Annotated in this window: 24 protein-coding genes; 10 read left to right on the top strand and 14 right to left on the bottom strand. The window is 68.0% G+C overall.

Annotated features, from left to right (window positions below; translation table 11 throughout):
* Positions 1-26: 26 nt before the first annotated feature.
* Positions 27-1,172: an HAD domain-containing protein gene (locus PT931_RS20055; RefSeq protein ID WP_456247271.1), complete on the top strand. Its 1,146-nt coding sequence runs from the start codon at positions 27-29 to the stop codon at positions 1,170-1,172.
* A gap of 7 nt (positions 1,173-1,179) precedes the next feature.
* Here the strand turns inward: PT931_RS20055 and PT931_RS20050 are convergent, their stop codons facing one another.
* The 11 genes from PT931_RS20050 to PT931_RS20000 form a co-directional block, all read right to left on the bottom strand.
* On the bottom strand, positions 1,180-4,182 hold the full coding sequence (locus tag PT931_RS20050; protein ID WP_456247270.1) for a BTAD domain-containing putative transcriptional regulator: 3,003 nt from the start codon (positions 4,180-4,182) through the stop codon (positions 1,180-1,182).
* The gene (locus tag PT931_RS20045) at positions 4,179-4,553 is read right to left on the bottom strand and encodes a hypothetical protein (protein WP_456247269.1); all 375 of its coding nucleotides are present in this window, start codon (positions 4,551-4,553) and stop codon (positions 4,179-4,181) included. Before PT931_RS20045 ends, PT931_RS20050 begins: the two co-directional genes overlap by 4 nt.
* Positions 4,554-4,696: 143 nt before the next feature.
* Positions 4,697-5,143: a TadE family protein gene (locus PT931_RS20040; RefSeq protein ID WP_456247268.1), complete on the bottom strand. Its 447-nt coding sequence runs from the start codon at positions 5,141-5,143 to the stop codon at positions 4,697-4,699.
* A complete protein-coding gene (locus PT931_RS20035; RefSeq protein WP_456247267.1) occupies positions 5,140-5,526 on the bottom strand; it encodes a TadE/TadG family type IV pilus assembly protein in 387 nt (128 codons plus the stop codon). The genes PT931_RS20040 and PT931_RS20035 overlap by 4 nt, the downstream gene beginning before the upstream one ends.
* 13 nt (positions 5,527-5,539) lie before the next feature.
* A complete protein-coding gene (locus PT931_RS20030; protein WP_456247266.1) occupies positions 5,540-5,755 on the bottom strand; it encodes a hypothetical protein in 216 nt (71 codons plus the stop codon).
* Positions 5,756-5,800: 45 nt separating this feature from the next.
* Complete coding sequence (locus PT931_RS20025) at positions 5,801-6,664, bottom strand: type II secretion system F family protein (RefSeq protein WP_456247265.1); 864 nt, start codon at positions 6,662-6,664, stop codon at positions 5,801-5,803.
* Entirely contained in the window at positions 6,664-7,524 is an 861-nt protein-coding gene (locus tag PT931_RS20020) for a type II secretion system F family protein (protein ID WP_456247264.1), read from the bottom strand. Before PT931_RS20020 ends, PT931_RS20025 begins: the two co-directional genes overlap by 1 nt.
* A 2-nt stretch (positions 7,525-7,526) precedes the next feature.
* The gene (locus PT931_RS20015) at positions 7,527-8,828 is read right to left on the bottom strand and encodes a CpaF family protein (RefSeq protein WP_456247263.1); all 1,302 of its coding nucleotides are present in this window, start codon (positions 8,826-8,828) and stop codon (positions 7,527-7,529) included.
* Positions 8,825-9,553: a hypothetical protein gene (locus PT931_RS20010; RefSeq protein ID WP_456247262.1), complete on the bottom strand. Its 729-nt coding sequence runs from the start codon at positions 9,551-9,553 to the stop codon at positions 8,825-8,827. Before PT931_RS20010 ends, PT931_RS20015 begins: the two co-directional genes overlap by 4 nt.
* A 3-nt stretch (positions 9,554-9,556) precedes the next feature.
* Positions 9,557-10,228 (bottom strand): SAF domain-containing protein, encoded by a 672-nt coding sequence (locus PT931_RS20005; RefSeq protein ID WP_456247261.1) that lies wholly within the window; start codon positions 10,226-10,228, stop codon positions 9,557-9,559.
* Between the two features lie 32 nt (positions 10,229-10,260).
* A complete protein-coding gene (locus tag PT931_RS20000) occupies positions 10,261-10,518 on the bottom strand; it encodes a hypothetical protein (protein ID WP_456247260.1) in 258 nt (85 codons plus the stop codon).
* A gap of 1,537 nt (positions 10,519-12,055) precedes the next feature.
* Here PT931_RS20000 and PT931_RS19995 point away from each other — a divergent pair.
* The 6 genes from PT931_RS19995 (at position 12,056) to PT931_RS19970 (ending at position 16,181) form a co-directional block, all read left to right on the top strand.
* Positions 12,056-12,871 (top strand): MmyB family transcriptional regulator, encoded by an 816-nt coding sequence (locus PT931_RS19995; protein ID WP_456247259.1) that lies wholly within the window; start codon positions 12,056-12,058, stop codon positions 12,869-12,871.
* Between the two features lie 94 nt (positions 12,872-12,965).
* A complete protein-coding gene (locus PT931_RS19990) occupies positions 12,966-13,952 on the top strand; it encodes a 2-keto-3-deoxygluconate permease (protein WP_456247258.1) in 987 nt (328 codons plus the stop codon).
* Between the two features lie 2 nt (positions 13,953-13,954).
* Positions 13,955-14,680 carry a GGDEF domain-containing protein gene (locus PT931_RS19985; RefSeq protein WP_456247257.1) on the top strand — a complete coding sequence of 242 codons (726 nt, stop codon included), beginning with the start codon at positions 13,955-13,957 and terminating at the stop codon, positions 14,678-14,680.
* A 17-nt stretch (positions 14,681-14,697) separates the two neighbouring features.
* Positions 14,698-15,075, top strand: a complete 378-nt coding sequence (locus tag PT931_RS19980; protein WP_456247256.1) for a hypothetical protein — start codon at positions 14,698-14,700, stop codon at positions 15,073-15,075.
* Positions 15,076-15,125: 50 nt separating this feature from the next.
* The gene (locus PT931_RS19975; RefSeq protein ID WP_456247255.1) at positions 15,126-15,680 is read left to right on the top strand and encodes a hypothetical protein; all 555 of its coding nucleotides are present in this window, start codon (positions 15,126-15,128) and stop codon (positions 15,678-15,680) included.
* A 174-nt stretch (positions 15,681-15,854) separates the two neighbouring features.
* Positions 15,855-16,181, top strand: coding sequence for a hypothetical protein (locus tag PT931_RS19970; RefSeq protein ID WP_456247254.1), 327 nt, complete (start codon positions 15,855-15,857; stop codon positions 16,179-16,181).
* Positions 16,182-16,626: 445 nt separating this feature from the next.
* Here PT931_RS19970 and PT931_RS19965 read toward each other — a convergent pair whose 3' ends face one another.
* Positions 16,627-17,085 carry a prepilin peptidase gene (locus PT931_RS19965; protein WP_456247253.1) on the bottom strand — a complete coding sequence of 153 codons (459 nt, stop codon included), beginning with the start codon at positions 17,083-17,085 and terminating at the stop codon, positions 16,627-16,629.
* Positions 17,086-17,332: 247 nt separating this feature from the next.
* Entirely contained in the window at positions 17,333-17,656 is a 324-nt protein-coding gene (locus tag PT931_RS19960) for a winged helix-turn-helix transcriptional regulator (RefSeq protein WP_456247252.1), read from the bottom strand.
* A 477-nt stretch (positions 17,657-18,133) separates the two neighbouring features.
* Here PT931_RS19960 and PT931_RS19955 point away from each other — a divergent pair, with 477 nt between their 5' ends.
* From PT931_RS19955 to PT931_RS19945, 3 genes are all read left to right on the top strand, one after another.
* Positions 18,134-19,393, top strand: a complete 1,260-nt coding sequence (locus PT931_RS19955) for a histidine decarboxylase (protein ID WP_456247251.1) — start codon at positions 18,134-18,136, stop codon at positions 19,391-19,393.
* A gap of 44 nt (positions 19,394-19,437) precedes the next feature.
* Positions 19,438-19,878, top strand: a complete 441-nt coding sequence (locus PT931_RS19950) for a hypothetical protein (RefSeq protein WP_456247250.1) — start codon at positions 19,438-19,440, stop codon at positions 19,876-19,878.
* Positions 19,879-19,951: 73 nt separating this feature from the next.
* On the top strand, positions 19,952-20,605 hold the full coding sequence (locus PT931_RS19945) for a hypothetical protein (protein ID WP_456247249.1): 654 nt from the start codon (positions 19,952-19,954) through the stop codon (positions 20,603-20,605).
* A gap of 203 nt (positions 20,606-20,808) precedes the next feature.
* Here PT931_RS19945 and PT931_RS19940 read toward each other — a convergent pair whose 3' ends face one another.
* Entirely contained in the window at positions 20,809-23,250 is a 2,442-nt protein-coding gene (locus PT931_RS19940) for a hypothetical protein (RefSeq protein WP_456247248.1), read from the bottom strand.
* Positions 23,251-24,290: the final 1,040 nt, after the last annotated feature.

Raw genomic sequence — 24,290 nt, 5'->3', positions numbered from 1 at the left:
GCCCAACCCCACAGAAGGAGCACCTTATGTCCAAGGAACGGGCGAGATTTGATCATCGCCACACGACACCCGATCCCCCGACCAAACAGCCCGTGACCGTTGGGGCACAACCAGCCGAGCAAACCGGCAAGATGGAGGCCGTGCCGCCCGACGCAGATGAACCCGACGCAGGCGACTACAGCGTCGGGGACCCAGTCACCCGCAAGACCCGACTGCTGTCCCGCAAATGCGACACGTGCATCTACCATCCCGGCAACCGGATGCACCTGTCGGCGGGACGCCTGAAGGACATCACCGAAGAGGCACGAGCCGCTGAGAGCTACATCATCTGCCACGAGACCACCCCCGACGGCCGCGTGTCGAGCACGGTCAAGCCGGCGGTCTGCCGGGGGTTCTTCGAACGGTTCTCCACCAACTCGCTGCGCATCATCGACCGCCTGTTCGGCTTCCTGCTGGTGGACCCCGCGTCCTGGGCGACGCCGAGCGCGACCACGGGCGGCGCACCGATGCTGAACCCGGCAACTGCCCCCGAACCAGTCCTCGAGCCTGCGCCTCGGGGTGTCCAGGGCACTGAGCCGGGCCGCCGCCCCCGCGTGGTGGTCGCCATAGACGTCGACGGCGTGCTGTGCCCGACGGCCGGGCGCGAGGACTCGGCGCTGCTGGCGGCTGGCTACCAGCGTGTCGAGCTGACCATGCCGGCCAACGGCGGGGGCACCCGCACCGGCTGGGTGTGGATCAACCCCGAGCACGGGGCGCGGCTGGCCGCGCTCGCCGAGATCGAGGCCGAGCTGGTCTGGGCCACTTCCTGGGGCCACAGGGCGGCCGAGTACCTGGCGCCCCTGTTGGGGCTGCCCGACATGCCGGTCCTCGATATCGGCGCCGACAACAGGCCCCGGTTCGGCTGGTCGCCGAAGATCGGGCCGATCCGCGCCTACGCCGCCGACCGGCCCTTGGTATGGATCGATGACGTGTTCGGCGGCAAGGAGGACGACTGGGCACGGGTACGGTCGGAGACCAGCCCGACCTTGTTAATCCGCACCGCCGCACACCAGGGACTCACGACAGCGCAGCTCGACGCCGTGACCGCATGGCTCCACGCTCAGACAGTCGCCGCCGGCACCGACCCTGAGCTGGCAGCAGCCCACGGTGGAGGTCAGCATCCGGCCGGCTGACCTACGATCATCGGTCGTCAGTCTTGTCGACGACCACGGCGGTGGTAAGCGCTCCTCGTTGGATCTCGGCGATCAGTTGGTCGGCCAAGTGCAGCGTCGCGTCGTGGGGGTCGGTGTCGAGCTCTGACATGCGGACTATCACGGTGCGGCGCAGCTCCCGGATCGCGGGGATGTCCGCGGCTCGGGCGTGAATGCGCATGGCGTGGCGGTAGGTGTCTTCCGCGTACGGGTCGATGTCCACCGCCACCGCGACAGCGGCCTGCGCCTCGGCGGTGTCAGTGTCGGCGAGGAGCCCGGCGAGCGCGAGGTGGGCGTCCAGCGCCTGCCTCCGTACGTTTTCCCGGTAGGGCTCCAGCCATTCGTACTCGCACCCTTCCGCCAGAGGACCACCGTAGGCGTTGACGGCGGTTCGGAGAGCGTCGACCTTCTCGGCTATCTCATCGACAGCGCACGCCCGGTAGGTGTCTATGGCGGCGCGCATGCGCCACAGGTCCACATCGACGGCTTCGCGCCGAAGCTGGTAGCGGTACGGGTCGCGTTCCAGGTAGGTGCCAGGTCCGACCAGGCGTGCGAGGACTTTGCGTAGGTTCGTGGTGTAGGTGTTCAGCCGGTGGTTGGCCCGTTTCATCGGCACGTCCCCGAGGAGGTTTTCGAAGATCGCGTCGGTGGTGGAGGTGCCCTCGTTGACGGCCAGCCACACCAACAGCTCCACAGACTTCGTCCGGAACCGTTCGCCGTCTTCGACCGGGTCGGTGGTCAGCTCCACCAGCGGGGGCCCCAGCACTCGGACCCGGGCAATCGGGGTCGTGACTGTGGCCCCGCCCGTGGAGGTGTCGTCGACCTCTCGGTTGGCGTCGGTGTCCTTGGAGTCCCTGTCGACTGCATCCGTGGTGGGGATATCTGACTCATCACCCGCAGAAACCGGGGCCTTTTTCTCGTTGTGGGCCGCGTCCATTTCCTTGTGGGCCACGTTGCCAGGTCGGTGGTCGTGTTCGGCGGGCTGCTCGGCTGGGGCGGGGGTGGGTGGTTGCCCGGTGTGGGCCTCGGCGAGGACCCGCAGGAGGTCTGTGGTCTCTTCGGGGGCGATCACGGCCAAACGGCCGACGTCTCCGACGTGCTGGCCGGGCCGCCCTGTGTCGCTGACCGCGCGGGCGACAGTGCCGTCCTCGGCGACGACGATGGTGTCGCCGGATTCCCACGCGCCGAGGAGGATGCCGTGCAGGTCGAGTCGGCGGCCCTGGGTGAGCATGGCCGCGATGCGGGCTTGGACGTGCGACTCTCCGGCGTCGGCGAACAGCACGATCGGGGGCATGTACTCCTCGAGCGGGTCCTTGCGGCGCACCGCGTCTACGTCGTCGACCTCGTGGTCATACACCACCCGGCTGCGCAGGAGGACCGCGTCTTCCAGGAGCGCGAGTGCTTCTGCCAGGCCTGTGGTGACGGTGAGGCGGGGGGTGTCGGCGACGTCGAGGGCTTGAGTGCCCAGAAGGGTGGCCAGGGTGGTGGCGGGGATGATGACCCGACTCTCCCGGCCCGGGTCGCTGCGGGTGCCAGCCGCCAGGGTGGCGGTGAGCAGGCCCCGCACCGCCGCTTCGGCGCCGGGGCCGGTGAGACCGAGCCCAGCCTGAGGCCAGGCTCTGGCCATGTCGTGTTCCAGCGTCGGCGTCACCGGCGGTCCCGCCTCCACCGGCGTCATCAGTCTGACCTCGACGGGGTCCGTATCGGGGTCGATGGCACGGGTCTCGTCGGGTTCCTCGCCGGTGCCGGCGAGTAGGGCTGGCACCGCGGGCGCGTCGGTGTGAAGGCTCGGGCCGCCGCGTAGACCGCGCTTGATGGTGGTGACGACTTTCGGTAGCGGGCGCAGGTCCGGGTCGTCGTCGCGAGCGTGACGCGTGGGAGGCATGGGCTTGTAACGGCGGCGGCGGTGCGCCCACACCGTGGCGGCGGCGGTGGTGATGGCCACGGCGAGTCCGAGGTCAATCCAGCCGTTGCCCAGCAACGACACACCGGGCTTGCTGGCTGCAGAGGGGCTGGGCGTCTGAGAGGAGACGGTGCCCGTCTGCGTGCTGGATGGGGTGGGTGCGGGGGCGACGCCGTCGCTGGAGGGTCGACCCGGCGAGGGGGAAGGGGTGGGTGTCACCGACGAGGATTTCTCAGGGACGGCCGGCTCCACAGTTGGCGGGGTGACTGGTTGTGCCCCGTCGGGCGGGGTGGCGTCGTCGGGCAGGGCGAGGACCCATCCGGGTTCGATGTGGTCGCCGCCGAGCATCCGCCCGGCGTCGTCGTAGCGGTCGCGGTTGAGTGCGTAGATCTCGCCGTAGCGTTGCCCGTCGCCCAGGCAGCGCTCGGCGATGCCCCACAGGGTGTCGCCGTGTTCGACCTCGATCGTGTACCGCTGTCCGGCGACGGCCACAGTCAGCGGTCCGGACTGGGCGGCCACCGCGAACCGGGGCAGGTCCGATCGCTTCGGCGTCACTGCGGCGTTAGCGGCGGCTGCCGGCTGGTGATGAACAGTGGGCATGGCCCAGGCGGAGGCCGAGCTTTCGGGGAGGGCCTGGTGCGGGGTGGCGATCATGGCTACAGCGGCGGTCGCTGGTTGGGGGGCGGCGGTGGCGGTGATGGCGGCGGCCGGGGTGAACAGGATGCCGGCGATGAGGGCCGCCGCCAGGCCCCGCATCGGCGACGAAGACCGGGCGCGGTCCGATCGGCGGCCTCCCAGCATGGCGAACGCCTCGATGAGGAGGCTGTAGCACCACAGCACCCACACCACCCACAGGCACACCACGACCAGGCCGATGACGGTCTCGTCGGTGAACCCGGCGGTTAGCAACTGCTGCCAGCCTTCCGCAGACGAGGGCAGCTTGTCGGGCAGTGGGTTGCCGAAGTACTCGACGAGACCGAACGGAACCCCACCTGTCATTCCCGCGACGACCAGCAGGCACCCGATCCATCGGAGCAGGCGGGCGACGACGGTCAGAGGACGACGGCGGAAGGGGTCTTGGGTGATCACGGTGTGCCTCCCGTATGCGGGCTGGCGGACGCTGTCGAGGTGACCTGCACGGTCGGCCTGCCGAACGCCGACAGCATCGGGGTGTGCTGGTGACTCGTCGCCGTCACGGTCACCGTCAAACCGGACACCGTGACCATCCCCGTCGCACTAGCTGAGCGCAGGTACCGCTGGGCTGCGGCTTGGGCTGCGGCTGGGTGCAGCCGCAGGGTGCCGTTGGCCCGGTAGGTGACCAGGTCGATCTGCTGCGCGCCTGCCCGGGCCGCTTCGGCTGCGACGCCGTAGCCGCGTGCCCGGGCGGCGAACACGGTGCCGCCACCGATGAGGATCGCGACCATCAGCACCACGGTCATACCGATATAGGCCATGGTCACGCTGACCGCCCCGTGGTCCCCACTCAGCCGTACCTGCCGGTGGACGGCACAGGTTTTCGGGGTGGCTGGGGGCTCCACCGCTCCAGGCTCGACCGGTCGTGTCTGGTGGCCGAAAGTGGGGGCCGGTACCTTGCGAGGTGAGGTCATGGCCGTAGGCCTCTCTGTCGAGAACCCGGGGCTGCGGCGAGGGCGACGCCCCGGTAGAGATCCAGAGGACTGGATGCCGAGGCTGTGAGGTCGATGCTTCCGCCGACGCCGACGCCGGTGAGCCCACGGGTGGACACCGTGCAGGTGACAGTGACGGCGACCTGACCGCCGCGCACGAACGAGCCGATGTCGACGCTGGCGGTGACGTGCTGGCAGCGAGAATCGAGGTTGGCGTGGGCCGAGGCGGTGGCCGCGGCCTGCGCTCCGGACGCGGTGCGCTGCTGCGAGGCCGCGCGGGCGGCCGAGGCCGCGGCGGAGTTGACGGTGATGACCCCGCGCCCGTAGTTGAACCCGCCGATCAGCAGGAAGAACATCACCAGTGCCATCGGCACCGACAGGGCCATCTCCACCGACACCCCGCCCCGGTCCTCGCGGCGGTTCACGGCACGAACCTTTCCGTGGGGGCGGTCAGGCGCACGTCGATCGGCAGCGGGAGCCCTTTGGCGGTGCCGTGGATGACGACGGTGGTCTCGGCCGGGCCGCGGGTGACGGTGACCTGCGGATCGCGCACGAGGTTGCCGGCGAGCTGGGCGAGAAGTTCGCGGGCCTCGACCTCGCCCGCTGAGGGGCTGCCCCCAACGACTCGGGTGCTCTGCGCCGCCTGGTCGGCGGCGGACTGGGCCGCGAGGTAGCCGATGCCCCACAGCACGCCCTGGGTGAGCGCCGCCAGGATGAGCACGATCATGGGCACGGCGATCGCGAACTCCACGCTGGTGGCGCCCCGGTCATCACGGCGGGGGCGGCGAGGGTGCAGGGTGCGGGGCATCGGCTCTGGCCTTCTACTTGCCGTCGCCGAAGAACCAGGACTCGGTGAGCTTGGTGATGCCGGTCTTGTAAGCCAGGAACAAGCCGAGGGCGATGGTGGCGGCGGCTCCGATGCCGATGGCGACCTGGATCGCCTCGGCACCCCGGTCCTCGGTGGCGCGCAGCGCTTTCCATCGGTCGGCGGCGGCCTCGGCGGCCAGGGCCAGTCGAACATTCAGGTTGTGGATCATGACCTGCTCCTTGCGTGTGGGATGTGTGGCTCCGTGGTGTGGTTGTCAGGGTTGGAGTCCTGCGATGCCGGGGTAGATCAGGAACAGCAGGAACACCGAGGTCAGCAGCATGAGCGGGATGGACATCCGCTCAGATGCCGACTCGGCCCGGGCCTCCAGTTCGGCAGCGAGGCGTTCGGACAGGGCATGCCCGCGCTGGGTGAGCGCCGCGCGGATGCGGGTGCCCTCACCGGAGGCGAGTTGCAGGGTGGCGGCGAGTTGTTCGAGCTGCACGACACCGGTCTCACGGCCCAGGTCGCCGAGGGCCTGCCACAGCGGGGTTCGGGTGGTCCGTGCGGTGGCGAGCGCGTGACGGATACGTCGGGCGGCCCAGCCGGAGGAGATACGGGTGGAGTCCATCAACGCCTGCTCCACACCAGCCCCAGCGGCCAGGGCCGGGGGAACGATGTCGAGGAGCGCGGCGAGGGTGTGGCGCATCAGCAGGCGGCGCTCTTCGGCCTTGTCCTTCAGTGACGCCTCGGTGATCCACACCGCCACGGCGGCCAGGGCGACGCCGAGCCAGATCGGCACGGTGAGGGCGATGCCGGCGCCCATCAGGTTCATGACCGCCACGGTCGCCGCCGGGGCCAGCAGCGCCATGACCGCCAGGCCCGCGAGGCTGCCGAGGTAGGCGACCGGGTCGCGTTCGCAGACCGCCAGGTCCGCCATCGTGGCCCTGCGGGGCAGGCCGAAGCGGGTCAGCGGGCTGGCGAGGGCCTCCTCGATCCGACGGCGCCGGCTGGCCGGTGCGGCAGGGGTTCGGTAGATGTTGGCGATCGTGGTGAGCAGGGGCGGCCGGGCCGGCCACAGCCCGAAGACGACCAGCACGAGACCGACGCCGATCCCGGCGCCGAGCAGGATGGTGTCCATCAGAACGCCACCTCCTCGGGTTCGGGGGTGAGGATTCGCGGCAGGTCATCCACCCAGCCGGCACGGACCATCCAGAGCAGGCATCCGGCGAAGCACGCACCGACGACGGCTAGAACGAGCTGCCCCACCACCGTGCCGTACGGAGAGAGGAAGTCCCCGACGAACACGGCCATGAGCAGCACCGTGCCCAACACCACGGCGATCACGATCCGGGTCGACGTCTGCGTGGAAGCACGTTTGGTGGCGATACGCAGCCGGGCGGAGACCTGATCGCGGGCGGCCTGCCCGACGCCTTCGAGGCCTGCGGCGATGTCACGGGCCTGGTGTGCGGCGGCCTGCAGGAGCACATTGACGACGAGGTCTGCGGTCGGGTCGGCCAGGTCTGCGGCGAAGCCCCGCAGGGCCTCGGGCAGTCGGACGCCGGTACGGATGGCGAACGCGAGGCGGTCGAGCTCGGTGCGGATCTCCAGCGGGCCGATGAGGGCGGTGGTGAGGATGGCCTGCTCGATGCCAGCACCAGCCCGGAGTGTGCCGGTGAGGTCCTCGCTCCACGCGGCGATGGCTTCCATCCGGGCCATCTGCTTCCTGCTTGCCCGGTCCGGCCCGAGGACCGATGGCAGGGTCCAGGCGGCGACGCCGGCGAGGATCGCCGCGACCGGCCACCCGGAGGCGATCCCGACGACCACCGCTACCGCGCCGACGGCAGCCAGCCTCACCACCGGCAACGGGCCACGGGTGCGCAGCCGTGCGAGCAGACCGAGCCTGGGGGCCCGGTCGATGGCTGGCTGGCGCAGGCCGGAGATGATGAGGAGGATGCCGAGGGCTGTGGTGGCGCCCAGGATCGCTGCGAGCGGGCCCATGGTCACCAGCCCCCGATCAGTTCGGGCCGGAAGCCGGCAGCGAGCAGCTCGTCGAGGGTCCCGCTGCGTAGAGGCGCGGCGGGGACGGCCCGGCGGTCGGGCCCTGGTTTGAACAGCTCGTTGCTGATCACATCGGCACCGTCGTGGTGCAGCACCTCCCGCACGCTGGACACCACCCGACGGCGGTCGCCGGCCCAGTCCAGGTGCACAACGAAGTGCACCGCCCCGGCGATCAGCGGGGCGGTCGCTTCGAAAGGGAGTCGTTCGGCGGCCTGGGCAGCGTAGGTCTGCAGGCGCACGAACGCCTGCTTGCTCAAGGAGGTGTGGATGGTGGCGAGGGAGCCGTCGTTGCCCTGGGACATGGCGTTGAGTAGCGGGATCACTTCCCCGCCTCGCGCTTCGCCGAGGATGACCCGGTCCGGGGCCATCCGTAGCCCCCACCGCACGAGCTCGGCCTGGTCGATCGCACCCTCGCCCTCGATGTTCGCCTCACGGGCCTGCAGGGCGATGCAGTCGGGGTGTTCGGGGTCTTGGTCGAGGGCGAGTTCGTCGGTGTCCTCGATCGTGACCAGCCGCTCGTGGGGCGGGATCTCCCGGGCCAGGGCGCGTAGGAAGGTGGTCTTTCCGCTGTTGGTGCCGCCGCAGATGATGATGTTCTTGCGCGCTTTCACCATCGCCGAGAACAAGCTGACCATGCCCGGGGGCATGACGCCGTTGTCGTGGGCGAGCTGCTGCAGCGACGTCTGCAGCAGGGTGTGCCGGCGAATCGACACGGAAGGCTCGCGCGACAGCATGGTCGCGAACAGCCGGGATCCGTCCGGGAGCCGGACGCTGACTTTGGGCACGCCACGGTCGAAGCGCCGCTCGTCCGTGCCGGCCCGGGCGGCGATGTCGCGGACCAGCGCGATGAGCTCCTCTGACGAGCCGACCACCGGGGGCAACTGCTCCTTGCGGCCGTCCGTGCGGGTCACCCACACCCGGGCCCCGTTGATGAAGATGTTGGTGATCGTCTCGTCATCGAGCAACGGCTGCAGCCCGCCCATACCGATGAGCGAGTCGGCGATCGCCCGCGCGATGGCCTTCTCCCGCGGCGGCGCCAGCGGATCTCTCCCGTCGGCCAGTTCACGCCGAGCATGCTCGTCAAGCACCGCCTGGACGAAGCCGTGCACGCGCTCGCCCCGTTCCTGCCCGCTGGGAGCCGCCCCTGACGCGGCGACTCGACGGGCGACCTCCGCGCGCAGTGCCGCGGTCAACGGGTCCGCGCCCGCAGACCATGACGGGCCCGAGGCGATCTGGGTGGTCATCGGGTCGCTCCTGAGATTCGGGGTGCGATGGGGCGCTCAGCGGAGGTCTCGAGTTCGGACGCGAGGACGGCCAGCTGCCGGGCCAGGCGCAGCGACCGCCAGAACCGCGACGTCGTCCGCCCGGACAGGACACCGGCGGTGATCGGATGCCAGGTGAGGTGGGCGGCCACCGGCAGCCCGTAGGCGTCGGTGATCTGCCTCGCCGAGTACGGACCCCCGCCCGTGAGGACCAGGGAGAGTCGGCCAGAGGTCGCTTCGATCAGCCACGGCAGGCGCGCGGCGAGCTGGGCCTGCTCCTCCGCAGTCGGGCGGATGACCAGCAGCAACCGGTCGCTCGCGGCGGCCAGTGCCATACCCGGCCCGCCCTGGGCGAGTCGGCCAAGATCGACCACCGCCGGGTGCCCCGCCAGGACCGCGCGGCCCGAGGACGCCAGGGCACCGACGGCCGCCGCTGCGGCGTCTCCGGGCGGGGCGAGCACCGCACTCACGCCGACCGGCAACAATTGGGTGTGCTCGGAGAGAACGACCCGTGCGCCGGAGCGGCCCGCTGCGGCCAGCGTCGTGAGCCCCGGCTCCACGGAGCCTCCGAAGCGGGCCGCGAGGTCACCCCCGGCGGGGTCGGCTTCCACGAGCACGGCGGGCTCGCCCGGCCACAGCGCGGCCAGCCCGACCGCGGTGGTGGTCGCTCCGGGCGCGCCTTTCAAGGAACCGATCGTCAGAAACATGGCCTACCTCCCGGCACCGAGTTGAACCACGGTCACCTCGCCACTTGCGGAAGCGATACGAGGGGCGTCGCTGGCACCGACGAGGACAGACACCACCGTCGTGCCCGTCTGATCGACAGCGGCGTGCACCTCGGTCACCGTGCCGTCCGCCGACACCACACCGGCCGCACCGCCCCCACCACCCGACCCGCCGGCAGAGACCACAAACACCGACACCCTCGACCCGGCAGCCAGCCCGGACGGGATCCGACCCGGCTTCACCGGCACAGCGACCAGAGACTGCCCATCGGGAGGCCACACCGCAGCCCCCAGCTGACCTGGAACGAGAAGCGCGCCGGCAACCACCGGAACCGCGACCGCCCTGCCGACAATCGAAGCCCGCTCGGACGCAGGGACCGTCGCGACCTCAGAACCCACTGCGAGCCTGACGACCTTCACGTCGGCGTCTGTCACCGTCTGCCCTACCGCCAACGCGCGGGCGGCGGCCAGCACAGGCACCCGGGTGTCCAGTGCGCGGGCCGCGAGCACGCTCGCCAGCACGCACACCAGCACCAGGCCGGACCCGAGCAAGATCCGCGGCAAGCTGACCCGGCGACGCGCACCGGAGGCCGCGACGCCCGGGATGCGTGGTTTGCCGTTCACCAGGGCCTGTTTTTGGGCAGACGGTGCCGTCATGGGGTACCCCCCGAACTTTCGAAGAGAATTGGCTAGTTGTTCAGGGCCTGCGACTCGACGACCACCAAGGTCAGGGACGCAGTCGTGGTCAGGGCCGGGACCGTGCCCGAGGTTCCGCCGCCAGTCCAGGACACGTCCCAGGTGACGGTCGCCGTCAGCGTGTACGTACCCGCACGGGTGTAGGTGTGCCCGCAAGTAGGCGAGGAGGCACTTGGGCCGACCGCAGTGGTCCACGCGGTCCCGGGGCCCCCACAGTTGACGGTGGAACCGTCACCGGTAGAGATCTTCATGCCGACCGGTCTGGCCGTTGCGGTCACAGATAGTCCGGCGACCGCAGCCATCGCCGATCGCGCGTTCCATGACGTCGGATCTGCCCATGTCCAGGTGGGTAGAAAGACAAGTTGCCGAACGGGTGGTGCCGGATTGGCGTGCATGCGCAGCGCAGGCAGGCGTAGTCGACTCACGGCTTGGCGCGCGACCTGTTCCGGAGTCACACGGGCTGCGTCGGGGATCCACTGCCAGTAAGCGCCGGACGAACCCCATGGAGCCGAGCACGACCTGAAGTACCACGCGCCGGGCCCCGGCTGCGGCGGACTGCCAACCGGCGCCTGCGCCGATGGGCCGTCGTAGTAGCACCCGTCGCTACCCAGCCAACCACGACCCGGAATGGAGCATGGCACTACGGCACCGCGCGGATCCCGACATTCGGATGAGCCGTTGTTGGATCCGGTCGTATCGCCAACCGGCATTCCAGGAAGGCCCACCACTACGGTGCATTCAGGAGCCGAGGGTTGTTGGGTGCAATGGGTTTGGCCTCCGATATCGGCGCTGGCAATGCCGGAGCAAAGCGCACCGGCTGTCATGCCGATGAGGACGGCAGCTATTCCGCGCCGGCCAGCTATGGAGAACATGTTCCTACCTCCCTTAGTCCAATGCCGGTGACTTTCCATACGCCGCCGCCCACGTCTTTCACCGTCGCTATGGCGAGCCGTGGTCCCCCTGGCGTATCCTGATAGTTCGAGCCGTCAGCTTTGTACAAGGACGTCGCAGCAGTGTTGACGCAGTCAGTCACTGTGGCCTTGATCGGCGCGTTCAGCGGCTCAAATGCGCCCACCGATGGGTGAAGTACGACGTCACCTCGACCGCGGATTCCTTCAGCCCGGTTCTTCCTCAGCCCGACGGTAATGCGCTCAAGGGCTTCCGCGTCGGTGTAGCGTGCCAAGTCTGGCGAGTCCGGGTTGGCGTCGTGAGTGGCAGCGACATACGCCTTCCACATGCCCCGGTAGGCGGCTTCGGCCTTGCGACTGGCGTCCGCAATGGGATCTGTCGCCGAAGGGGCGGGCGTAGGCGACGCTACGGTCGGAGTTGATGCCGGCTTGGGCTTGGCACCACTTCCGCCGCACCCGCTGAGCGTCGGTGCGAGCAGGAGGGTTGCGACGGTCAGTGCGCGTGCTGCCAAGTGAGCCATGGATGCCACCTTCGCTGGAGAACTGACTACAGAGATACCTCGTGGCCCCCGGGTGACCGCCACTGCGGCGTCACGGCGCAGGTGTGTGGAGGGACCGTGTTCAGGTAATCAAGAACCCTCGCGAAACGCCAGAAACATCAGTTCCAGGTACAAGGTCATCTGAATTCGCCGGCGCTACCCGCTCGGGCGGACCCCAGATCGTTACGCGCCCGCCCGGGCTGGTCTCGGGCTGTGACCTTCCAGTTCCACGGCTTCCAGGCGTGCGGTTGACCTGGGGAAATACTGGCTTTCGCCGCGCGATCACTAGTCAGAGTTTATAAACTGTGAGTAGTGATCAACTTTCGAAGGGTGGGGTTCTCATGGCCAGACAGGCGGCTGCGCACCGGCCCATGGGGGATCCCACGACCGAACTGGCACGCCTGGTCCTGCAGTGTCGTACTCGCCTGGCCCCGGCGAGCGGGGCGACGACGGGGCGGGCGTCGGTGGTGTCGCAGGAGGTCGCCGCGCAGCTCGTCAAGTGCAGCCTGCAGTGGTACCGCCGTCTGGAGTCCGGGCGGCCGTCGGTGTACTCGGAGGCCATGATGGAAGGCGTCGCGCGCGGCTTGCAGATGTCCGAGTCGGAGCGTTACCTGCTGTTCTGGCTCGGGACAGGTAGATCGGCACCGGGCGTGCATCCGATGACCGCGGCGTTGGAGGCGAGCCTTGTCGCGATGGTCGACGCGGCGCGTTGGCCGGCGTGGATCACCGACCCGGCAGGTCTGATCAGTACGCGCAACCAGTACCTGGACGAGTGGGTGCCCGGAACCGCCGGAACGGACAACTTCGTGCAGTGGGTCATCAGCGACCCGGCTGCCCGTCAGGTGCTGCCGGAGTGGAAGACGACGTGGCTGCCGGCGGCGGTGGCCTACGTGAAGATGACCATCGCGATCATTCCCAAGGACGAACGAGTCCAGGCCCTCGTCCGCGACCTCGCCAAGTGCGCGCCGGCGCGGGAACTGTGGGAGAACGCTGCGGTGGAACGGATCCAGCCTGGTGCGGACATCGCGCTGCGGACTCTCTACCTCAATGTCAAAGACCGGCCCATCGAGGTGGCACTGACCGTCCTTTCCCCTCCGGGCGCGTCGGAAGCCCGTCTCGTGCAACTGATTCCTGTCAAGGTGAGGAAGCGGAAATAGAAAGTCGGAGTATGAATACTCGGAGTGTTAATACTCCGGGTTGACGTAGTGACACTTGCTGGTGCGCCGGCTGGTGGCGGCGGATTCTGTAGCGATGACCGCCCCTCCGACGCAACGCACCGGCAGCAATATTCCCGGTAGATTCCGCCGATGGTTCCTGGCATTGCCGGGCCTGCCGGTGCTTTTACCGATGCTGCTGGGCGCGGAAGCCGGAACGATGATCGGGGGCCGCCCGGAGGCCGCGCCGGTGGGCGCTGTCCTTTCCCAGGCGCCGCTGCCGTGTATCGGGGCGCTGTTGGTCGTTATCGGCGCCCAGGTCCCCCTCAGGCTTCTTCCCGCGCTCGCCACCCGCACCCTCACCATCCTCACCGCGGCCACCGCGCTCCCCGCAGTGCTGGTTCTGGGCTATGGGGCGGCGTTCGGGGCGCGCGGCGCGCTCGGGATACCGCTGCTGACGGTGGCCAGCAGCGGCTTGTCCGTCTCCAACAACCTGTGGGTCGGCATCGTCCGGCGTCTGGGTGATCCGGCCGATGTGGCCGCCGGCTGCGTCGCGGCGGTCGTGTCCAGCGGCCCACTCGTGCCACTCCTGGTCCTGGCCGTCTGGCAAGGGCGGCTCGCGGGCCTGCCGTGGGCACTGGCCGCAGGAGCGGTGCTGCTGCTCGGCGGCGGCCTGTTGGCCGGCGCGATCTTGCCCGGCTGCACACCTGTATTGGCCCGGTTGACCACCCCGTTGCTGATCGCGATGAGCGTGGCGATGGGCTGGTCCATCCCGGTCGGCGCCCTTGCCCGTGAGGCACCTGCGGGGATCGTGGTGGCCGTCGTCTCCGGCCTGGTCACCGGTGGCACGGCGGCTCTGCTCTATCACCGGTTCCTGCGCCGGCCGGCGGCGATCGGCTGGGCCGCCTCAGCGCCGGCCGGGGTGTCTGTGACCGTGCCGACGATGATCGCGATCGCCGACCCCGCGTGGTCGCAGTGGGCCCCTATCGCCACCGCCCAGACCGCGGCGGCCGTACTGACCGGCATTCTGCTGACCACGTTTCTCGCGACGGCCACCCGACCCCTCACCATGGACGGGAGCTGACCGTGGACACCCTGGCCGTCCTCACCGCCGCCAGCAGCCTCACCGCCGCCGTCGGAACCGGACTCGGTTGGGCGCGCACCCGCACCCGCCTCCAGATCGCGCGGGACACCGTCGAACGGTTGCGTCACGACGCTGCCGAGGCTGCCTACGCGGCCCATCATGACGACCTCACCGGTTTGCCCAATCGCAGATGGTTCACCGCAGCCGTCTCCCACCACCTGCTCCACCCGCCCGGATACTCGGCGCTGGTTTTGTTGGATCTGGACGGGTTCAAGCTGGTCAACGATCAACTGGGGCACGCGGCTGGAGATGCGGTTCTCGTCGCTGTCGCTCGCCGCTTGAGCCGATTCGCGGCCAGCTGGCCGGTGGCACGACTCGGGGGTGACGAGTTCGTCCTGCTCGCAGTCGGCCCCTATCCGGGAGCCGTGCGACCGAGCACGTGGCCCCTGCCCCTCGCCCAGAATCTGCGTGCGGCGCTCGCCGAGCCCATCCCCGTCGCGGGGAGCGCCTTGTCGGTGACGTGTTCCGTCGGCGTCGCCACCCTCGCCGAGCCCTGTGGCCTGGACGAACTTCTGAGCAGGGCGGACAGAGCCCTCTACCGGGCCAAGGACACCGCAGAAGGCGTCGCGGTGTACAGCGCGGAAGCCGACGCCGAGGGTCCTGGCCGGTCCCGGCCGGACCGCGCTACCCGACCCGGTCGCACCCGGCTCCGGACGCCCTGCAGCTGACTTTCGAAGGAGGCACCATGAGACCGAACAGACCTGAGACCACTGCCCTGCCAGCCAACCCGCCACGCTCGCGCACGGGCACGATGGTCGTGGCCACCGCCGCGATCGCCGTGGCCGCAGGCTGCGGGCTCCCGCTGCTGGGCCTGGCCAGCATGGCCACCGGCACCTGCGAGCAGAGCCAACCGTGCCCGGCCGCAGAGCAGATCAACGCGCACTTCGGGCTGTCAGCCATCGCCATCGGAATCGGACTCGCCATCGTCTTGGCCATGTTCCTGGCTCCCCGACGGTTCGAAACGCAGGCGCGCGACATCCAGCTGTGCGCCGCGGCCATGGCCTTGGCCGGTGCCTGCTGGCCGGCGATCTGGATCCTCATCCTCGGCGGACCCCGCCCATAGACCCCCGCCCGCACACGCGGCCGGGCCCACCCCCACTTCCGGAGAACACCATGACACGCACCGCCAAGACCATCACCACCCTCGCCGCCCTGCTGCTGCTCCTCAGCGTCGCGGTGTCCTTCCTGATCGCCCGCGCGGACCGCCGCGAGCTGCACGACCAGGCCGTGCTCGAGCTCGTCCAGCTCGACCTGCCCCCGGCGTGGGGCAAGCCCGCCATCAAGGACGAAGCACCCGTCGGGCAGCGCCACGCCGGCATCGCGGTGCGCTACAGCGATCGCGGCGACCCCGCCGCGATGACCGCCGTGACCGGCCTCGCCCGCGAGCAGGGCTGGTCGAGCCGCAACTGCGGAACGGAGGTCTGCATGGAAAAGGGGCTCTACTTCCTGCAGGCGGAGGCCCAGCCCTGCACCGCCGATCCCGCCAGGTGCGAACTGGCCGTGACGATCAACTGGAACGCACCCGTACTCGCCGGACGGATGCTCGCCATCGCCGCGGTCCTGATCGTGGTCGTAGCCGCTGTGCTCCTGGTGATCACCCGGCGGCGTCCCGATCCCACATCCGGCGCGAGGACTCGCCGCGGCATCCCGGCACCCGAGCTGCGGTAGCGGACAAGGACCGCCCGCAGGCTCATTGCGGAGGGGCTGAGAGCAAAGCTCTCGCCCCTCCGCGACCGGGCACCCAGCAAGACACAGCCCCGTAATGCCGGCTTCACGACGAAAGGACCACTTCAGCTTTTCGGTGCGTGAGAATTGCGGTCTGCCCACCGCTCGGGAGGCGATGTGACCGACCCTTCAAGGCTCTCCGACACAGAGGGGCGCGCGGTGGCCCGCAGCGTTCTCGACGGCATCAGCACACAGGACACAGCACGGTTGGCAGCGATGGCCCGGCGGCAGCTCGCCGTCCAACACCAGGCCCGGCAGCTACTTCTTGACCACGTCAACGAGTTGCATGCGGCCGAGGACAGTCAGGGGCCACCGAGCGGTCCTGAAAGGGCGATGGTCATCGCGCTGCGAGACCTCGCCCAGGGTCTGCTGGACAACGCCGTCCAAGCAGTCGAGAAGCGCCCCGCGGAAGAGGGCGAGGCGAGCTACCACTTCCGCTTCTGACGCCTGCCAAGCACAGGCGTGGAGCGGCCGGTACCCATGGTCCGGGGCCGAGCCGAGGGCGAGGTGGCCGTCAGCGTGGCACGTCGCCAGCGTTGGCTGGAGTGGGTCGGTCGGAGGCGTTCCTGCGTGCGGCGGCACCGCGAGGTGTTGGATTTCTGGTACGTAGCTGCTCAGGAGCCGTCAGCCCGAAGGCCTCCGTCTGGGTCTTGCCCCAGGCTGCGATTACAGCCTTGTGGGTCTCGACGTATGCGGTCTGCTCGGCGGCAAGTTGCGACTGCAGGTCCCGGATACGGGACTGGGTCCTGGTCGCAGCTTCCACCAGCGCAACGTTGGCCGCTGCCGCAGCCTTGGCGGCCTTCACCGGATCCGAGTCATCTGTACCAGGCATCGCAGTTTCCCTTCTCGCGAGTTTCACAACGGACGAGGTCAAGCCGCCGCTTAGGGCTTAGACGGTCACGGCCAGGAGTGCTCCGGCCACAAGAAACGGGCCGAAGGGTAGATCCGCATCGCCGTTCCGGCTTCTTGCCCAGTGCGCCAGTGCCGCGGGCAACACCAGGACGAACGGGGCCAGCGCCCCGAGGATCACCGGGCCTGGTCCTGCGGTGCCGAGGCCGAGTCCGAGGAGCGCGGCCAGGCGCACGTCTCCCAGCCCCATGCGTGCCCGGCTGGCCACGGCGATGGTCAAGTACAGGCCGCCGCAGATCAGGGCTCCGAGGAGGGCCGCCAGCGCGAGCTTGGTGCTGTTTTGTGTCCATGCCGCCGCCAGGACCAGTACAGACACGACCGCGCTGGTGGCGGCGATGATGGGGGTTGGTAGGCGGTGGGTGGCGATGTCCACCGCTGATAGGCACAGCCCGGCACACGCCAGGGTCAGCCACGCGGCCAGCACGAGTGCCTGAGCCACGGTCTGAGCCGGTAACCGGACCGCGAGTATCCCGCAGCCTGCGGACCCAAGGATCGGATACAGCCACCCTGTCAGGGCCACGCTTACGCCCGGTTGAAGCCGATACCCAGCCGGCGAGGCCTCGTTCGGCCAGCGGTTGGCGACACGGGCTGCCAACGCTCCGGATGCCCCGCCCATCACGAGGGCGACGGGCAGGATGCCGTTCACGGCTTACCTGACCTGGTGTGGCGGCGGCCTGGGGGCGTGATCATGCCGCCAGGAACCCGTCGTCACGGAGGTTGCGCCACTGGCGAAGGTGTAGCAGGAAGCCGTGCAGGACGGTCATGAACGCCGAGCCAACCTCGGTCAGCGTGTAGTAGCTGCCTCGCTCATCGACCCGGTGGCGAATGTACCCGTCGGTGATCAGCACTCGGAGGGCATCACCGAAGGTCCGGCCGTGCGGGTAAGGAGCGATGCCGTTCAGCAGGTCGGTGTAGCGGGCGTCGCCGCCCTCCAGGGCGGTGAGGATCTCCAGGGTGCAGCGGCGCCCGCACAGGGCGAACACGTCATCGAAGTCACGAAACTCAGCCATCTGGGCCTCCCCGCCGGGTTGGAAAGAAGACCAGCACAGCACACCGAAACAGGGGCGTCTAGAAAGTCAGAGTGTTGAAACTCCGAGTATTCAAACTCCGGGTATATACAGTCAGACTTGCTGGTCAGAGGCTGTTTCGGCGCGCACCATGAATCGATGAACGCCCCCCTCAAGCAGTTCCCGGTCCCCTCGCCGCAGCCGGTCATCATCACCTCCCGGCACAAGGCGCCCCTCGAGGCGAACCTCGGCCAGCGGGCCAGGACTGCGATCGCGCCCGGCCCCGACGGTGCCCTCCGTGTGCCCCGACACGGGAGCCCCGTGTGGGCTGCGCGGCGCGGGTGGCGCTCACGGTGGCCGGCGGGTCTACGCGGTCCCGCCGGCCACCACCCCGTCACCGCCATACGCCACCGCCGCCGTCACCTCGGCCGCAACAGGTAGACGGCGAACCGCGCCCCACGCTCTGGAAGGACCACGAAAATGAGCACCATCCCCGCACTGCAGGTGTCCGCCCGCACCGCCCGCCTCCTGGACGGCACCCCGAGCAACCGTGACCAGCGGCGACCACCCCGGCCGTTGACGTTCGTCGATCCGGAGATCACCGACCTGGACTACACCCGCGAACTCATCGAACGCGGAATGGAAACACACCTGGGGTTCCCTTGTGCAACGGACATCGACTTCTCGCCGTTGACTCCCCTGTTCCTGGTCGCGTTGAACAACCTCGGCGACCCGGCCGCGGATCCGGTGTGGCCGCATCACACGATGCGGTGGGAACGCGAGGTCGTCAACTGGATGGCGACCTTGTTCCGGGCTGACCCGGTTGATCAGTGGGGGTACGTCACCACCGGCGGCACCGAAGGCACCATGCAAGCCCTGCGGATGGCCCGCGAGCTCTACCCCGACGGGATCTTGTACTACTCGACCGCCGCGCACTACTCGGTGCCGAAGATCGCCCACGCGCTGCGCATCCCCTCCGTCGTGGTCGAAGCCGACCCCACCGGGCAGATCCACTACGGAAGGCTGCGTGCCCTGGCACGCCGCAACGCCAACGCACCGGCCATCGTGGTGGCCACCTGCGGCACCACCATGACCGAAGCCGTCGACGACATCGAACGCATCCACGCCGCACTCACCACGGCCGGCATCACCAACCGCTACGTCCACGTCGACGCCGCCCTGTCCGGAGTGCCGATGGCCCTGCTCGGCGAGGACGAGCGGCCCGCCTGTCTGGACATGGCCCGGGGCCTGACCGACTCGATCTCGATCAGCGGGCACAAGTTCCTCGGCCTGCCCATGCCCTGCGGAGTCCTCGTCGCCCGCCGCAGCCTGGCGGAACCCCTCGTACGTCCCGTGGCTTACACCCAGACCAGCGACACGACCCTGCTCGGATCCCGCTCCGGGCATACCGCGATGGCCCTGTGGTGGGTCACCCGCCGCTACGGACGCGACGGACTGCACCGCCGCGCCGAGAACGCCCGCGCGAACGCGACGTACCTGCTCGAGCAGCTCGTCGCTCACGGGCACACCGCCTGGCGCAACCCGCACTCGATGACCGTCGTGCTGCGCCGACCGCCCCAGCCTGTGGTCCGCAAGTGGGCCCTCGCTGTTCATGGCGACTGGAGCCACGCCATCACCATGCCCGGCGTCACCCGCGACATGATCGACAACTTCGTCCACGACCTCACCATCGCCACCCGCACCAGCGCGTACCTCCAGGCGGTCGCGCCCGCTGCGTGACCGGTCCGAACTCCGCCAACCTGCAGCCCCCTCCGGGAGGAACCGTGCACTCCAGGATCATCTCTGCCGCAGCCACAGCCCTGCTCGCCGGACTCGCACTCGTCCCCGCTAGCTGCTGCACCCAGGACAACCGCGCACCCACCTGGCAGGACAACGCCGTCGCCGAGTTGCACCGCCTGCGTCTGCCAGCCGAGTGGGGGCCACCCCGCACCCAGACCATGCAGGACGGCCCGGGGCGGCAGCAGGCGGTCGAGCAGTACTACCCGCGTCACACCGACCAGGCCGCACGCGCGATCGTCCACGCCACGCTCCTGGAGCACGGATGGCGGATCCGGGACTGCCCAGCGGACAGTTGCTACACCAAGAACCCATACACCCTGATCGTGGAAATCTCTGCCTGCCCAACAGCCAACTCCACTTGCGAAATGTGGATCACCATCACCTGGGCACGAGAACGAAGCCGTCCCGGCGGATCGGAAGGATAGAGGTATGGCCCGAGGAATTCTGTATCCCCTGCATCTGCGACAACGTGCGATAGACCTATACACGAAGATCCGAATGGACTACCGCTCCGACACGGCCGCACACACCGCCGTAGCTCAACAGCTCGGGATCAAGCATCGAGAATCCGTTCGCGAGTGGGTACGCATGGCCGAACTCAACGGCGGCGTCCTCGTGCCGAACACGAACACCGACCGGATCTATCGCCTGTTGAGAGAAAACCTCGAACTACGCCGCGTGAACGAGGCACTCAAAATGGTCATCGCCGAATTCTCGGCAGACTTCAAACAAGCAGCGCACGCCACGACCACACCCGACACAACTGATCAGCCATCGAGACCCCATGAAGAAGATGCATTCCTCGCCACCCGCACGGAGAACGAAGACAACGAAGCGCGCGAAGAACCCCTCGAAGGACTCGATGCCACCGCCCGTCAGGGCACCCACCGCGGCAGGACCCCCGTCGTCACCGAAGCCATGCTCCACACCCTGCTCAGCCGCCGCGCGGCCGGCGAGACCATCGAAGCCATCCAACCCGACCTGATCATCCTCACAGGTAAACGCCGCGGTCAAACCCCGAGCCTCACCAGCATCTTCCGCGCCCTAGCAGCACACGCCAAGGCCCAATCCGACCCCGACGCCGCCATCCACAGTCACGACGAATCCAAGGTTCGATCCGCCAACGGGAGCCAAAATGATGGGAGACTCTAGGAGGAACTGCCCAGCCCGCAACGAGTCTGCGGTGACTTCGCCAATTTTGGGGCGGAGCCCAGACCGGTACCTGGCTGGGCCCCTCCAGTGGAGATGGTAACCGACTTCCTCGGATCCTCTAGACCCAATTGAGACTGCGACCTAGGCACCGGCTCTACGAACCGAACCGCCATCCAGCCGCGCGATCATCCGGAAGGTAAGCCCTAGTTGTCAGTCCCCACCCCAGCGAGTTCGATCAGTTGCGGTTTCGGGCCGCGCAGCCAGGTGGAGTCGATGGCTTTGGCCACCAGTTCGTATGTATCCCTGGCCCAGTCAGCCCTGCTGGTAGCGAGAACGATTTGATCCGCCGTCAGGATTTGAGCCGCGCGGACGAGGCGTTGGGCTGCTTCCTGAGTGCCGTGGTCAGCTCTGAGCGTTCCGTTCGATTTGGCTTCGCCAACGATGATCGAGCCATCCACGATGAGGCATATGTCGAGCTCAATGGAGTCTTTGTCGTCGATGACGCTGAATTCTGACGACCAGAGTACCGAGCGGGCCCCCTTGCCGAGTTGAGCGGCGGCGAGAATCGGGAGGTAGCCGTGTTGGTTGAGCAGGTTCCGGACCACTTGGTCAAGCGCATAGTAGATGTGCGGTTCCAGGTCTGCTTCATACCATTGACCACGGGTCAGGTCGCTGACGTGAAGGCAAGATTGGCAGGGGAAGGTCGGGCCGACGTGTTCAATTGGATAAAACGCTTCCCAACGACAGCGAGCGCATTTCAGTATGTACCCGCGTCTGACTACTTTGATGAGCAGTAAGCGGTCCAGCAGGTCCCTGCCCTCCGTTGCCGAGAGATCGAACTTATCGACAATGTCCTCCAGCGAGACGAATCCCTCACTGCGAATGGCGTAGCCGACGCCATAGTCGCCGTTTTTCTTCCTTTCAGGGGGCAGGAAGGCATTGAGAACTTGCCGAGTGGTGCCGGTTAGGTCTGCCGCTATCCGGTCGAAGGAGCCCCACATGTCGAGGGCGTTTTGTGCGCGGCGGCCAGCGTCAGATCTCTCGATGCGGGCGCCTGCGCGGGCGGCGATTTCCGAGAAGAGTTCGTCGGAGCCTGGCAATCTCAGCTGGGGTTGGGCCAGTCGAGCCTCGATCGGGTCGCCAGAAAAGGTGATTCCCATATTGGGGGAGGCGAAGGAGATTCCGCTCCTGGCGGCCCGAAATACGGCGTCGGGGAAGGAGCCGACAGCTGCGGGCAGGAAGGTCTTGCTGGGGATCGCCGTTCGCGCAGGCGCTTGGAATCCTGGAGGGAAGACATCGATCTGCCAGTGGACATCCACGCCGACCGCCTGAGCGACCTCCGGCAGAGGAAGCTGAAGCGGTGCGAGGGTGACGATCTCCGGCCCGTCGACGGCGACGGGCAGCGTTCGGCGAATGGAGAATGCTGTCGGGTCCGCCAGCCCACAAACTGACCTCGTCCTAAGCAAGTCCGCAGGTGCCACGCTGCGGAGAAGTGATCCCGTGCGAATGACCGCTCCGTCTGGCACTGACCGCATCTCGAAGCGGCCGTTGATCTCTGTCGCAAGGGCTTCGATGTTCGCCAGATCTTCGCTCATGCTGGTCACGTACACCGGCGTGTCATGATCTTCTGGTAGTTCGCCGAGTCTATGAATGGCAGTCTTGACGGCCTCGGACAGTTCTCCGTCTAGGACTGACCTCGGGACCCAGGCGCCATGCTTAAACAATCGATCCGCCAGGACGGCCAGAGCGTGGTCTTCTGGCTCATCGCCGATGACGCACACCACCGGCGGCTCCTCATACCCGTGCGTAACCTTCTTTGCCCAGGCCCCCGCATGAGCGTAAGGGCTGTCCGTTAGCAGGTCGCTCGCCGCGATAGGTGGGCTTCCCTCGCCGGCAGGCTCCCCCACAGCCTGGCCATAGTGCTCAGCGAGATTCCATCGCGTGGTTCCTGTGATTGCCAAGGCGACAATCTTCGGAAGGTCGCTCTCGCGCACGGGGATCCGGACGATTGCGCCGCCGTCACCGGCAGGTTCGTCAGCGGCGCCGATCCGCGTCTCCACCATCAGGCCGATGCGGGGATCAATGTCTGAGAGATCGAACACGACGACTCTTGTCGCCGGATCAGTGGGCACGGAAAGGAGGGTCCGCCGGGACTTTTTGTCCCTTGCCGGCCAGTCGAGGTTCTGTTGGCGAAACTCCGTCCGCCCCTGTCGCGGTCCACGGTATGGACTGCACCATGCGTCGACCTGCTCGGCGAGCCCCTCCCAGCTCCCGTCGTTCGTGTGGCGGACAGGCCTGATGCGGCTCCAGGTTTCCTCGGGGGACTCGTCTGGGTATGCGGCCTTGGCAATTATTGCCGCCTTAATCGCCGCATTACCGTCGAAATCTCCAAGCGTGCGGAGGTGCCCGCCAACATAATCGGGATCAAAGCGGCGCAAAAAAGGCAGAAGACTGGCGGTAGCCGTGCAGGAGTCGGTGGCAACCGGGATCAGAACATCGCCGACACCTCCCCAAACGCCAGCGAGTACGGCGTTCGCGCGGCGCGCCTCGAAGACCCAATCGTCGTAAACGCGGTAGGCCAACGCGAACCTCGGCGGACGGAGACTCGCACCGATGTCTCGGTAGTCCAGGTCCCTCTGCGCCACGACGCCCCCTTGCGGACTGTCTGAATGAAGACGCATGTAAGCCTAGCTAGACATCTGTATGCAGTGGCAGCGCCGCACAGGTGTGCCGGTCGCCGGAGACGGAAGAACCTAGGGCAAAGTGAAGCCAGTTAAAGGTCCACGCCAGACCCTACGCGTCAACCGATAGCTGCCGTCGCATCAAAGGATGCATGCCCGGGCAGCAGCGGTGCCGCCCGATGTCGGGCTGGAGATCCTGCGCACCATCTCACCCGCCCAGGTCACGCCCAGTTACCGAACAACCTTTAAAACGGCAACGACATCCACTCCAACACCGATGGCGCCCACACCATGAGCAGCGAGCTCGGCAACTGACGCCATCAACGTCAAGGACGGCGTGGGCTGGACACCGCTAACGGCGGCCTCGGCACCGACACCTGCACCGCAGACGCAGGAGACACCACGACCAGCTGCTAGACGAAGATCGGCGGCCGGACCAAGCCCGGCCGCCGACCCGGACCGTGAGAACGCCGAGTACTCGCGACCGGGGCCCCTCACTGTTCGACAGCATGATGGCCTGCTGACCGATGAGGGCTCGTCCGCACCATTGGGCATCCCGCAGTGCTCTACGGCATCTCCGGCAGGTACCGCGTTCCTCCGATTCGCCTCGCCTGTACCGATCACTCGCCAACATAGGCGGGCATACGCGGCCTCAGGGCGGAGTGCTGGACGCATGGAAATCCGATGGCCTCACTCCAGGCCGCTGACCAGGTGTTATTCAATGATCTCCAGCGGCCCTCAACCGTCCTAAACGGGATGACCTGCTGAAACAGCATCGTGAAAGTTAAAAGTCCGTTGCTCTGCCATTGAGCTAGCGGCCCTCAGCGTCCCAGGCTGCCTGACACGTCCACTGGAATCGACCCTGGTGGCCACCGCGGCCCGACATCCCAGCGGTTCGTGTCGCGACGGGCGTCGAGCTAACCCCAGCTGTGTGCCGGATGCGGGCTCGCCATTGCCCCGGATCCCCTGCGGGGTCATCTTCTGGGCCAGGTCAGCGCGCCACC

The sequence above is a fragment of the Longispora urticae genome (assembly GCF_053902585.1).
This window is presented reverse-complemented; position numbering and strand designations above follow the sequence as displayed.